The sequence below is a fragment of the Bacillus sp. PPSBB_11 genome (genome assembly GCF_038023285.1).
GTDB classification, from domain to species: domain Bacteria; phylum Bacillota; class Bacilli; order Bacillales; family Bacillaceae; genus Bacillus; species Bacillus altitudinis.
The window spans coordinates 1,508,578-1,521,517 of sequence record NZ_CP150633.1; the positions used below are offsets into that span (position 1 = coordinate 1,508,578).

Below are 12,940 nucleotides of genomic sequence, written 5' to 3' on the forward strand. Positions count from 1 at the left end.
TCCAAATACCCGGAGGTTTACCATGTCTAATCGTTATGCTGATGCGAATTTAAAGATATTCTCTTTGAATTCAAACCCTGAACTTGCCAAAGAAATTGCCGATCGTATCGGAGTTGATGTAGGAAAGAGCTCTGTTAAACGTTTTAGTGACGGTGAAGTCCAAATCAATATTGAAGAAAGTATCCGTGGCTGTGATTGTTATGTTATTCAATCTACTAGTGCGCCAGTCAATGAGCACATTATGGAGCTACTCATTATGGTAGATGCACTAAAACGCGCTTCTGCGAAAACGGTCAATATTGTTATCCCTTATTACGGATATGCACGTCAAGATCGTAAGGCGAAACCTCGTGAGCCAATCACGGCGAAGCTTTTTGCGAACTTACTTGAAACAGCAGGTGCTACACGTGTCATTGCACTTGACCTTCATGCGCCGCAAATCCAAGGTTTCTTTGATATTCCAATCGATAACTTAATGGCTGTGCCAATCTTAACAAACTATTTTGAACAGAAAAACTTGAATGATATCGTTGTTGTGTCTCCTGACCACGGTGGTGTTACGCGTGCGCGCAAAATGGCGGACCGCCTGAAAGCACCAATCGCAATTATCGACAAACGTCGTCCGAAGCCGAACGTGGCTGAAGTGATGAACATCATTGGGAACATTGAAGGCAAAACGGCGATTCTCATCGATGATATCATTGATACAGCTGGTACGATTACACTTGCTGCAAATGCACTTGTGGAAAATGGAGCGGCTGAAGTCTATGCTTGTTGTACTCACCCAGTATTGTCTGGACCAGCAGTAGAACGTATTACAAACTCTAAAATTAAAGAATTAGTTGTGACAAACAGTATTCACTTAACAGATGACAAGAAAGTTGGAAAATTCATTCCGCTTTCAGTTGGGCCTTTGCTTGCAGAAGCCATCATCCGTGTACATGAAGAAGAATCTGTGAGCTACCTTTTCAGCTAATTTTCTGATTGAAAAAGGCCCTAGGCATCAGCTTGGGGTCTTTTTGCTGTGATAAATGAAAGGCAAACATGTTTAAAATGATTCAGTTATGGGTATTTATGAAAGTAGTGACAAAAAAGAAATAGGATGGTGCTGAATATGGCAACTTTAAAAGCAAATAAAAGAACTGATTTCAAACGTTCCACACTGCAAAAAATCCGTCATTCAGGACACGTTCCTGGTGTCATATACGGAAAAAATACAGACAACCTGGCTGTTTCATTAGACAGTATTGATTTATTAAAGACATTACGTGATGAAGGAAAAAACACAATCATCACATTAGACGTTGGCGGTGAAACAAAATCTGTGATGGTAACAGAACTGCAAACAGATCCGTTGAAAAATGAGCTTGTCCACGCTGATTTCCAAGTGGTCGACTTACAGCGAGAAATTGACGCAGATGTACCTGTACAACTCATTGGCGAATCCAAAGGTGTAAAGGATGGCGGTGTGCTTCAGCAGCCACTATTTGAGCTATCCATTACAGCAAAACCAAAGGATATCCCGCAAAATATTGAAGCTGATATTACAAACTTAGAAGTAAATGACGTACTAACAGTTGGTGATCTGACTGTTCAATCTACGTATCAAATTAATAATGATCCAGAAGAAGTTGTTGCTTCGATCTTACCGCCTCAGCAATCAGAGGTTCCTGAGCCAGATAGTGAAGAGGAAACGCAAGAGCCTGAGGCCATTAAAGAAAAAGATGACAGCGAAGAATAACTGGTCAATTAGAGACGTAACCCTCCCGCGGTTACGTCTTTTGTGCTAGAATGAAAAGAATTCATACGTTTTGCATGAGGCAATCACATTGGCTCATTTTTTAGGCGTGTGCATGTGCGACAAAGGAGGTTATTGGTTTCATGATTGCGTTCGTTGGATTGGGTAATCCAGGAAAAGAATATGAAAAAACAAGACATAACGTCGGGTTTATGACAATAGATGAACTATCAAAAAAATGGGACATCCCATTAAATCAATCAAAATTCCATGGACAATATGGAACTGGGTTTGTTTCGGGGCAAAAGGTTCTACTTGTGAAGCCTCTTACATATATGAACTTATCAGGGGAATGTGTGCGTCCGCTGATGGATTACTATGATATTCCCCTTGAACATTTGAAGGTCATCTATGATGATCTTGATTTGCCAACGGGCCGGATTCGTTTGCGTACTAAAGGAAGTGCAGGCGGACATAACGGAATCAAATCGTTGATTCAGCATTTAGGTTCACCAGAGTTTGACCGATTCCGTATCGGCATCGGCCGTCCACAAAACGGCATGAAGGTCGTCGATTACGTACTAGGACGCTTCTCAGAGGAAGAACAGCCTGATATCTCATCTGCTATTCAATCATCTGTTGAAGCTTGTGAAGCGGCTTTAACAAAGCCATTTTTAGAAGTGATGAATGATTTTAACAAGAAGGTATAAGAATGATAAGCAAAGCACATACTGATCATAAAATCTCAGCATGGGAGGATCACGTATGGCTTTGCACTATTACTGCCGGCACTGTGGTGTAAAGGTTGGCAGTCTAGATGAATCCGCTGTCCAAAGTGAAGCACTTGGATTTCATCACTTAACAAATGAGGAAAGAAACGATATGATTTCTTATAGGGAAAATGGTGATTTACATGTACAAACCATTTGTGAGGATTGCCAAGAGGCGCTCGAAAGAAATCCTGATTACCATCAGTATCATACCTTTATTCAATAAAAAGCTTTGGTGTAGATAATAGACCAAAGCGTTTTTCTGTTTTAAACAAGCAGGGAGGAGGAGCCAAATGAAAAATATACAATCATTTATCAAACAAAGTGATGATTTTCAGTCCATTTTTAATGGGCTAAAGGAAGGTTTAAAAGAACAACTGCTCGCTGGACTATCAGGCTCCGTCAGATCTTTATTTACAGCCGCCATATCAGACGAATTAAAGCGGCCGATGTTTATTGTGACACACAACTTATATCAAGCGCAGAAGGTCACAGATGATCTAGCAAGTGTGATGCCAGATCGCTCGGTCCTTCTTTATCCTGTCAATGAACTCATTGCATCTGAAATTGCTGTGGCAAGCCCTGAGCTTAGAGCGCAGCGTCTTGATGTATTGAATCGTCTCGCGAATGGAGAAAATCCGATTGTCGTGACCCCAGCAGCTGCAGTGCGTAGAATGCTTCCTCCTGTTGAGCTCTGGAAGGAGAGTCAGATCCACTTAAAGGTTGGTGAAGAAATTGATTTGGAGACGTTTTCAAAACAACTCGTGCAAATCGGTTATGACCGGACGTCCATGGTCGCTGCGCCCGGAGACTTTAGTGTGCGCGGAGGAATCATTGACATTTATGCGTTAACGGAAGACCACCCGATCCGTATAGAGCTGTTTGATACAGAAGTGGACTCTATTCGGTCCTTCCACTCTGACACGCAGCGTTCATTGGAAACACTTCAAGAAATCAAGATTGGCCCGGCGAAAGAGCTGATTGTAAGAGGGCCTGAACGAGTGAGAGCGATTGAACAGCTTGACGAAGGTCTTGCCAGTAGCTTAAAGAAATTCAACTCGGATAAACAAAAAGAACTGCTCCATCAGAATATTTCTGCTGATCGTGAGAAGCTGCTAGAAGGTATTGTGACACAAGAAATGACGAAGTATCTGTCCTATTTCTATGAAAAGCCTGCTAGTTTGCTAGATTATACATCGCAGGATACGATTATCATTCTAGATGAAATCAGCAGAATTCAGGAGATGGAAGAACAGCTTGAACAGGAAGAAGCAGATTGGACAATTAGTCTGCTGGAAGAAGGGAATATTCTGCATGATCTAGCCCTTTCCTTCCCATTTCAAGAGCTGTTCAATCAGCAATCGAGATCGATTCTGTACTATTCCTTATTTTTGAGACATGTTCAGCAGACCAATCCGCAAAATATCGTCAATGTATCTAGTAAGCAAATGCAGAATTTCCACGGCCAGATGAATGTGCTTGCAAGTGAAATTGAACGCTACAAAAAGCAGAATTATACGGTTGTCTTTTTAGGTGCGGATGAAGAGCGGACAGAGAAGTTGTCATCTGTCTTGCATGATTATGACATTGAAGCAGCTCTTGCTAAACCTGATGCTGAGCTTGTCAGCGGGCAAGTATATATTTTACAAGGTGAGCTTCAAACCGGTTTTGAACTACCTTTATCCAAAATTGCTGTCATTACAGAGGGTGAACTTTTCAAGAAACGTGTGAAGAAGCAGGCACGTAAGCAAAAGCTGACGAACGCAGAGCGAATCAAAAGCTATTCAGAGCTGCAAGTGGGCGATTATGTGGTGCACATTAACCACGGGATCGGTAAGTATTTAGGAATTGAAACGCTTGAAATTGGCGGCATTCATAAAGATTATTTAAATATTCATTATCAAGGAAGCGACAAGCTTTATGTCCCTGTTGAACAAATTGATCAGGTGCAGAAGTATGTAGGGTCAGAAGGAAAAGAACCAAAGCTATATAAACTAGGCGGCAGCGACTGGAAACGTGTGAAGAAAAAAGTAGAATCATCTGTGCAGGACATTGCAGATGATCTGATTAAGCTGTACGCAGAACGTGAAGCAAGCAAAGGGTATGCCTTCTCGCCTGACCATGAGATGCAGCGCCAGTTTGAATCTGCATTCCCTTACCAAGAAACAGATGATCAAATTCGCTCGATTCATGAAATCAAGCAAGACATGGAGCGGGAGCGCCCGATGGATCGTCTGCTTTGTGGAGATGTGGGCTATGGAAAAACAGAGGTGGCGATTCGAGCGGCCTTCAAAGCCATTGCTGACGGGAAACAGGTGGCACTGCTTGTACCAACAACGATCTTAGCGCAGCAGCATTTTGACACGATTATGGACAGATTCCAAGACTATCCTGTTAAAATCGCTCAGCTTAGCCGCTTCCGTACACGAAAAGAAACAACAGAAACCTTAAAAGGGCTGAAAAATGGAACGATTGATATGGTCATTGGGACGCATCGTCTTCTTTCAAAAGACATTGTGTACAAGGATTTAGGACTGTTAATTATCGATGAAGAGCAGCGCTTCGGTGTGACGCATAAAGAGAAAATTAAACAAATGAAAGCCAATATTGATGTGTTGACGTTAACGGCAACGCCAATTCCTCGTACGCTTCATATGTCGATGCTTGGCGTACGTGACTTATCTGTTATTGAAACACCACCTGAGAACCGTTTCCCAGTTCAAACCTATGTTGTCGAGTACAATGGTGCGTTAGTTAGAGAAGCTATTGAGCGAGAATTGGCAAGAGGCGGTCAAGTGTACTTCCTTTATAACCGAGTGGAGGATATTGAACGAAAAGCAGATGAAATCTCGATGCTTGTTCCAGACGCAAAAGTAAGCTACGCACACGGGAAAATGAGTGAGAACGAGCTGGAATCCGTGATGATTAATTTCCTAGAAGGTGAATCGGATGTACTCGTTAGTACAACCATTATCGAAACGGGCGTAGACATACCAAATGTGAACACGCTCATTGTTCATGATGCTGATAAAATGGGGCTTTCGCAGCTGTACCAGTTAAGAGGACGAGTTGGGCGCTCGAATCGTGTGGCCTATGCTTATTTCACTTATCGAAAAGATAAAGTGCTTTCTGAAGTTGCAGAGAAAAGGCTTCAAGCCATTAAAGAATTCACCGAGCTCGGATCAGGCTTTAAGATTGCGATGCGTGACTTAACGATTCGAGGAGCAGGAAATTTACTTGGTGCACAGCAGCATGGATTTATTGATTCTGTTGGATTCGACCTTTACTCTCAAATGCTGAAAGAAGCCATTGAAGAAAGAAGAGGCGATACGACTGCTCAAGAAAAATTTGAGCCGGAAATTGATCTCCAAATTGATGCCTACATTCCAGATAGCTATATTTCTGATGGCAAACAAAAGATCGAGATGTATAAACAGTTTAGAGCGATTGGATCTATAGAAGAGCGGAAAGAGCTTCAAGATGAAATGATTGACCGATTCGGAGAATATCCGCAAGAAGTGGCTGATTTGTTTACGATTGCGACGATGAAGGTGTACGCTGTGCAGGAACGTGTCGAGTTGATCAAGATGGAGAAAGGCATTGTCAGACTCACTCTCGATGAAAAAGCAAGCAGCGACATCGATGGTCAAAAATTATTTGAGCTTGGCAGTCAATATGGACGTGATATCGGTCTTGGCATGGAAGGCAGCAAGCTGATTATTTCTGTCCAAACAAAAGGCAAGAAAACGGAGGAGTGGCTTGAAGTCGTTCTTCGTATGCTTCGAGGTCTTCAAGATGTGAAAAAAGAAACCATTCCATCTTCATAAAATTTTGTTGGTCTCTCGTGTATATTACGTTTGATGTGACGGATACTAATCTCAGGGTCAAGTGGTGAATGTTGCATAAAGTGGACGCTTTTGTTCCATTCACCCAACACATCATCAAACGAAAGAGAGGCAGCAGTGAATGAAAGCAACTGGAATTGTACGCCGCATCGATGATCTAGGTAGAGTGGTTATACCGAAGGAGATTCGCAGAACATTGCGCATCCGGGAAGGAGATCCGCTTGAGATTTTCGTCGACCGCGATGGAGAAGTGATTTTGAAGAAGTATTCACCGATTAGTGAGCTAGGAGACTTTGCGAAGGAATATGCTGATGCATTATTCGACAGTTTGGGTCATTCTATCCTCATCTGTGATCGTGATACGTATATTGCTGTATCCGGTAGTTCAAAAAAAGAGTATTTAAACAAATCCATTAGTGATTTACTTGAACGAACAATGGATCAGCGTAATTCTGTATTAGAGGACAGCAAGAAAGAAATTCAGCTTGTGGATGGTATTGATGATGATGTATCAGCTTATACCATTGCACCTATTGTTGCAAACGGAGATCCAATTGGCGCCGTCGTCTTATTTTCTAAAGAGCGTTCAATGGGAGAAGTGGAGCATAAAGCGGCAGAAACGGCAGCTGGCTTCTTAGCCCGTCAAATGGAACATTAGGTCTAATAATTCTTCATTTTGATAAAACGAAAGAATGCCGATGAAATCATCTGATTTTGTCGGCGTTTTTTATATGGGATGAAACAAAACAATGAATGTATCGTCTACTCCTTAGAAAGAAACGGCTTGCCAGTCACGTATGATATAATGAGTGCGTTTAAATGCAGGTATATTTTTTGATTGAACATAAAGGAGTCATCCATGAAAAATGCTGTGAATCAGCCGCATTGGCTTTTCCAAGGTGCGGTGATTTTAACCATCGCAGGCTTGTTATCAAAGGTACTGAGTGCCGTATATCGTGTCCCTTTTCAAAATATCGTAGGAGACACAGGTTTTTATATTTATCAGCAGGTCTATCCCTTTCTTGGCATTGCGATCATGCTCGGCACCACTGGTTTTCCTGTGATGGTGTCCAAGCTCCTGAGCGAGCATGGTGAGGAGAATCGCCGAATCATTACAAAGGTATCCTTGGTGTATATCACTTTGCTGAGCTTGGCCTTATTTCTTTGTTTATACATAGGAGCAGGCACAATTGCGAATCTCATGGCGGACAGTCAATTAATGCTGCTCATCCAGATGAGTTCGTTTGTGTTTTTGTTTCTGCCGCTTACCGTGATGCTGAGGGGTGTTTTTCAGAGTGATGGGCTGATGCTCCCCACTGCGGTCTCTCAATTGGCTGAGCAGCTCATCAGAGTAGGCGTCCTGCTTGTTTTATCTTTCTATTTTGTGAGACATGGCTATTCGCTTTATGAAACAGGAGCGGGTGCGGTGTTCTCTTCTATAGCTGGAAGTGCGGCTTCACTCATTTTGCTTCTTTTCCTTTGGCTGACCTATCGGAAGCGGTCGTCAGCGAGCAAGACATTAAAACAGGCTACACTGCGGAAAAAAGATGTGCTGAAGAGTTTGGTGCTGTATACATTGACGATTTGTGTGAGTGGATTGCTGATCCTATGGATGCAAATGATCGATGCTTTTCACCTGTATGCGCTGCTGCGCAGTGAGGGACTGAGTGAAGCAGATGCAAAGGCGGCAAAAGGCGTGTATGACCGAGGTCAGCCGTTCTTGCAGCTCGGGACGGTGTTTGCAATTAGTATCGGGACGTCTCTTGTTCCGTTTTTGTCGTCGGCCTTAAGAAAAGGGCAGCATAAAGCAATTCGTGAAAAAGTACGTACATCGTTTAAGGCAACATCGGTGCTGGGGATTGGTTCAGCTGTCGGTCTTATATGTATTTTATCGTCTGTGAACATCATGCTTTTTCGTAATGACTTAGGGACAGATGCGCTGCAAATATTTTGCATATCCATTGCCTTTACATCAATGGCGATTACGCAAACCGCTTTACTTCAGGGTCTGGGACATACCGTGTACCCGGCTGTTGTGGTCCTGATCAGTGTACTGGTGAAATGGGGTCTGACGCTGGCTCTTGTCCCGTTATTCGGCATTTATGGAGCCGCATGGTCGACTGTTTGTGGGTTTCTCGCCGCCGCTGCGCTCAATGCGGTGTATTTGAAGCATAAAGGGTGGATTTCAATAAGAGAGCTATTCCCAGTGAAAATTCTTTTATCAGCAGCATTCATGGCTGTCGTTTTAATTGGATATCAGGCATTGTTTTCTTGGGTCATTCCCTTTGAGAAACGTCCGTTTTCTGTTTTAGAGAGCCTGACTTCAGTTTTTATTGGTGGTTTCGCCTTTTTATATAGTATTCTTAAGCTAGACGTATTTACGGAAGAGGAATGGAGACTCATTCCATTAGGAGAAAAGATTTTATATTTTAAACAGATGAGAGGGAATCGAAATGGCAGGTAAGATTACAGTCGTTGGTCTTGGGGCAGGCGACATGGATCAGCTGACGCTCGGTGTATATAAGCAGCTGAAGCAGGCGAAAGAAGTATACATGAGAACGCAGGATCATCCACTCACCGCAGAATTGATGCAGGAGGTCCCGTCTCTGACCTTTTTTGATGAGATATATGAAAAGCATGATCAGTTTGATGCAGTGTATGAGGAAATCACAGACATTCTCTTCCAAGAGGCTGAGGGGAAAGATATTGTGTATGCAGTACCAGGTCACCCGTTTGTAGCGGAAAAGACAGTGCAGCTTCTTGTTTCACAACAGAAGGAGCGCGGGGTTGAGGTGTACGTCGCTGGTGGACAAAGCTTTTTGGATGCGACGTTTAATTCCTTACAGATTGACCCAATTGAAGGGCTGCAATTCGTTGACGCAGGGGATATGAGAGCGGATGATCTGAAGTTGACCCAGCATGTGCTGATCTGTCAGGTATATGATCAGATGACAGCCTCGAATGTGAAGCTGACCCTCATGGAAAAGCTACCTGACGATTATGAAGTCTTTATCGTAACGGCAGCTGGAAGCAGTCAGGAACAGATTACAGGTGTTCCTTTATTTGAACTTGATCGAGATGTGTCGATAAATAACTTAACGAGTGTTTATGTGCCTCCAATCCAAGATGAAAAGCTACTCTATCAACAATTTGACACTTTCCGTGAAGTCATTCGTACATTAAGAGGTCCTGGCGGCTGTCCTTGGGATCAAAAACAAACGAATGAGTCGCTCAAACCATATTTAATTGAAGAATGTTATGAGCTGCTGGAAGCCATAGATGAAGACGATCCAGATCATATGGTTGAAGAACTCGGAGATGTACTGCTGCAAGTTTTACTCCATGCCCAAATTGGTGAAGATGATGGTTACTTCTCAATGGATGACGTCATCCAGCATGTCACAGAAAAAATGATTCGACGACATCCGCATGTGTTTGGTGATACGGATGTGTCTGAAGCATCAGATGTCGTCGCCAACTGGGAAAAAATCAAGCAGCAGGAAAAACCGGAGCGTGCAGCATCTATTTTGCAATCCATTCCAACGACACTTCCAGCTTTAACAAAAGCTTATAAGCTCCAAAAGAAAGCAGCGAAAGTGGGCTTCGATTGGACAGAAGTAGAGGATATTTGGAACAAATATGAAGAAGAAAAGCAGGAATTCCTTGTGGAAGTGGCAGAGAAAACGGATGAAGGTGCAACAAAGCAGATGAAGGATGAATTTGGGGATCTTTTATTTGTTCTCGTCAACATCGGCAGATTTTATCACCTAGAGCCTGAAACCGCCCTCTCTTCTGCAAACACAAAATTCATGCGGCGCTTTCAGCATATTGAACAAAAAGCAAAGGACATAGGGCGTTCACTAGAGGACTTGACCCTAGAAGAAATGGACGAATTGTGGAACGATGCCAAACGCATAGAAAGAGGTGAACTTACATGAGACTAGATAAATTCTTAAAAGTGTCTCGTTTAATCAAAAGAAGAACATTGGCAAAAGAAGTAGCCGATCAAGGGAGAATTTCCATTAATGGCACGCAGGCGAAAGCCAGCTCTGACGTGAAAGAAGGGGACGAGCTTCAAATTCGCTTTGGCCAAAAGCTTGTGACTGTTCAAGTCAACGAGTTAAAAGACACAACGAAAAAAGAAGAAGCTGCTGGCATGTATACCGTGCTAAAAGAAGAGAAAACAGCAGAATAGGGCTTGTTCTAAATGTCCCGCCTGTCACATACAATGCAGTAACAATGCAAGTATGAGATATGGGGGATGTATAAATGAATCAATATTATAATCAACCTCAAGGCACAAAGTTGTCATCAGAAGCCGAGCATCATGTCACAATGCGCAACAGAAAGCATTTAGATATTACTGGGGTCAAACAAGTCGAGAGCTTTGATAATGAAGAATTTCTGCTTGAGACTGTCATGGGAGTCCTCGCCATTCGCGGAGAAAATTTGCAAATGAAAAACTTAGATGTAGAAAAGGGCGTTGTGTCCATTAAAGGGCGTGTCTTTGACTTAATCTATGTAGATGAGCAGCACGGGGAGAAAGCTAAAGGATTTTTTAGCAAGCTGTTTAAATGACACTGACGGTCCAGTTTTATACGATGCTTTCGATGGCGGCGATGGGCATCTGGCTGGGCGCATCGCTGGATACGTACAAGCTGTTTGTGAACCGGGAAAAAACAGCAAAATGGCTGCTGGTCATTCACGACCTCCTTTTTTGGGTGGTGCAGGGTCTCTTATTCTTTTATGTCCTGCTGCTGACCAATGAGGGAGAATTCAGGTTTTATATTTTTCTAGCTGTTGCTCTAGGTTTCTCGATGTACCAGGCATTGATGAAACAGCTGTATATGAACATCCTCAAGTTTGTGATGAGGTGTATTTATCAGACTGTTCTCTTCCTGAAAAGGCTGATCATGTCGATGGTTTTCCAGCCCATTCGCTGGATCGTCGGTTTGATCATAAGTGCTCTTCTGTTCTTGTTCCACTCGCTCTTACGCCTTGTTCGTTTTGCGTTTCGACTCGTGTGGAAGGTGCTGTATATTGTTTGTTATCCGCTTATTTGGTTACTCAATGTGACCATTATTCATCGAATTCCCGAAAAATGGCGAACATCAATGAGGTTGTTTTTCTCAAAAGGAGCAGGAATTTTACAAGGGATCAAGAAATTATCTCGTACCATGAAAACGAAATGGAAACAATTCTGGACAAAGTAAGAGAGGAGGCCTTCATCCTTGAACGAGAGAAAAAGAAATATCGCACAAATTCAAAATGATTATCAAAAACAAATGGAACAGCAAGCGCAGCGCCTAAAACGCAAACGCCGGGGACTCCTTAGAAGGCTTACCGTGTTTGGAGTCATTGTGCTCATGTTTGCTGTTTTGGTAACAAGTGCCCTCTGGTCGCAATCGTCTGCATTGAAAGAAAAAGAAGAGAAGAAGGTTGCGCTTGAAAAAGAATTGAAGCAATTACAAACAAAGCAGGAAGATATTTCTGATGAAATCAAAAAGCTGAAAAGCAAAGAATACGTACTCGAACTGGCACGACGGGACTATTATATGTCTAAAAAAGGCGAAAAAATCTTTGATGTGGGCAATAAGAGCGATTAGCCTTGTTGACACTTAAAATTCAGTTTATGTATAATTGAACAAATGAGATTTTTTTATAAGTCTAAGGAGGAGCACTTTTTTTATGTCGATTGAAGTTGGCAGCAAGTTACAAGGGAAAGTTACGGGCATTACAAATTTTGGAGCTTTTGTGGAGTTGCCAGGCGGTTCAACTGGTCTCGTTCATATCAGTGAGGTAGCCGATAACTATGTAAAAGATATTAATGAGCATTTAAAAGTCGGTGAACAAGTTGAAGTGAAAGTGATTAACGTTGAAAAAGACGGTAAAATCGGCTTGTCCATTAAAAAAGCAAAAGATCGTCCTCAACAACAACAATCAAGACCGAGCAGAAATGATTTCCGTCCGAAGGAATCGTTTGAGCAAAAAATGAACAAATTCTTAAAAGATAGCGAAGATCGCTTAACATCTTTAAAACGTAACACGGAATCAAAACGTGGGGGGCGCGGAGCAAGAAGAGGTTAACTTGTTGCTGCTTTCTATATATTTTTCACAACAAAGCATCTGCTGTTTAGCGGGTGCTTTTTTTTTAATACAAATTCAACGTTTTTTGTGCATTTGCCATTTAATTTAAAACTTTCTATTGACGGACAAGCGAATCCTTTGTATTATAGTTCTTGTGCTTCTTAGCGCATTTTACATTATGGCGGTGTAGCTCAGCTGGCTAGAGCGTACGGTTCATACCCGTGAGGTCGGGGGTTCGATCCCCTCCGCCGCTATCCTTTTAAAAAGAACAATAAGCAAGGCCCGTTGGTCAAGCGGTTAAGACACCGCCCTTTCACGGCGGTAACACGGGTTCGAATCCCGTACGGGTCATCTTCAAAACAGCTTTCTATAGGAAAGCTGTTTTTTTGTGCTTTCGTAAAATTCTGATGAAAGACATCGACTTTCAAGAAAGTATGCCTCTTTGGCAAATAAAGCGTCGAACGTTTTATGGAAACGACAACTTCTTTTGACAAAATTTC

The 12,940-nt window shown here is 42.4% G+C and carries 13 protein-coding genes and 2 tRNA genes; all 15 read left to right on the plus strand.

Annotated elements, in window-relative coordinates; translation table 11 throughout:
• The first annotated feature begins 22 nt into the window (after nt 1–22).
• The 15 genes from V7L95_RS07540 to V7L95_RS07610 all read left to right on the plus strand — a co-directional run bounded on the left by V7L95_RS07540 (nt 23) and on the right by V7L95_RS07610 (nt 12,791).
• A complete protein-coding gene (locus V7L95_RS07540; RefSeq protein ID WP_003217907.1) occupies nt 23–976 on the plus strand; it encodes a ribose-phosphate diphosphokinase in 954 nt (317 codons plus the stop codon).
• A 138-nt stretch (nt 977–1,114) separates the two neighbouring features.
• On the plus strand, nt 1,115–1,741 hold the full coding sequence (locus V7L95_RS07545; RefSeq protein ID WP_017359319.1) for a 50S ribosomal protein L25/general stress protein Ctc: 627 nt from the start codon (nt 1,115–1,117) through the stop codon (nt 1,739–1,741).
• Between the two features lie 140 nt (nt 1,742–1,881).
• The gene (gene pth / locus V7L95_RS07550; RefSeq protein ID WP_024719358.1) at nt 1,882–2,448 is read left to right on the plus strand and encodes an aminoacyl-tRNA hydrolase; all 567 of its coding nucleotides are present in this window, start codon (nt 1,882–1,884) and stop codon (nt 2,446–2,448) included.
• 55 nt (nt 2,449–2,503) lie between these two features.
• Nucleotides 2,504–2,734, plus strand: coding sequence for an anti-sigma-F factor Fin family protein (locus V7L95_RS07555; protein WP_003217967.1), 231 nt, complete (start codon nt 2,504–2,506; stop codon nt 2,732–2,734).
• 67 nt (nt 2,735–2,801) lie between these two features.
• Nucleotides 2,802–6,335 carry a transcription-repair coupling factor gene (mfd, locus tag V7L95_RS07560; RefSeq protein WP_046342420.1) on the plus strand — a complete coding sequence of 1,178 codons (3,534 nt, stop codon included), beginning with the start codon at nt 2,802–2,804 and terminating at the stop codon, nt 6,333–6,335.
• 139 nt (nt 6,336–6,474) lie between these two features.
• On the plus strand, nt 6,475–7,011 hold the full coding sequence (gene spoVT / locus V7L95_RS07565) for a stage V sporulation protein T (protein ID WP_007496196.1): 537 nt from the start codon (nt 6,475–6,477) through the stop codon (nt 7,009–7,011).
• A gap of 201 nt (nt 7,012–7,212) precedes the next feature.
• Complete coding sequence (locus tag V7L95_RS07570; protein WP_017359317.1) at nt 7,213–8,817, plus strand: polysaccharide biosynthesis protein; 1,605 nt, start codon at nt 7,213–7,215, stop codon at nt 8,815–8,817.
• Nucleotides 8,807–10,291, plus strand: a complete 1,485-nt coding sequence (gene mazG, locus V7L95_RS07575; RefSeq protein ID WP_098680953.1) for a nucleoside triphosphate pyrophosphohydrolase — start codon at nt 8,807–8,809, stop codon at nt 10,289–10,291. Before V7L95_RS07570 ends, mazG begins: the two co-directional genes overlap by 11 nt.
• Nucleotides 10,288–10,548 (plus strand): RNA-binding S4 domain-containing protein, encoded by a 261-nt coding sequence (locus tag V7L95_RS07580; RefSeq protein ID WP_008341839.1) that lies wholly within the window; start codon nt 10,288–10,290, stop codon nt 10,546–10,548. The genes mazG and V7L95_RS07580 overlap by 4 nt, the downstream gene beginning before the upstream one ends.
• Before the next feature lie 74 nt (nt 10,549–10,622).
• Nucleotides 10,623–10,931 (plus strand): sporulation protein YabP, encoded by a 309-nt coding sequence (gene yabP / locus V7L95_RS07585; RefSeq protein ID WP_007496190.1) that lies wholly within the window; start codon nt 10,623–10,625, stop codon nt 10,929–10,931.
• Nucleotides 10,928–11,566: a spore cortex biosynthesis protein YabQ gene (yabQ, locus tag V7L95_RS07590; RefSeq protein WP_098680952.1), complete on the plus strand. Its 639-nt coding sequence runs from the start codon at nt 10,928–10,930 to the stop codon at nt 11,564–11,566. The genes yabP and yabQ overlap by 4 nt, the downstream gene beginning before the upstream one ends.
• A gap of 18 nt (nt 11,567–11,584) precedes the next feature.
• Complete coding sequence (locus tag V7L95_RS07595; RefSeq protein WP_007496186.1) at nt 11,585–11,959, plus strand: septum formation initiator family protein; 375 nt, start codon at nt 11,585–11,587, stop codon at nt 11,957–11,959.
• Nucleotides 11,960–12,041: 82 nt separating this feature from the next.
• On the plus strand, nt 12,042–12,440 hold the full coding sequence (locus V7L95_RS07600) for a S1 domain-containing RNA-binding protein (protein ID WP_003217901.1): 399 nt from the start codon (nt 12,042–12,044) through the stop codon (nt 12,438–12,440).
• A gap of 180 nt (nt 12,441–12,620) precedes the next feature.
• Nucleotides 12,621–12,694 (plus strand) — tRNA-Met (locus V7L95_RS07605).
• 25 nt (nt 12,695–12,719) lie between these two features.
• Nucleotides 12,720–12,791, plus strand: a tRNA-Glu gene (locus tag V7L95_RS07610).
• Nucleotides 12,792–12,940: the final 149 nt, after the last annotated feature.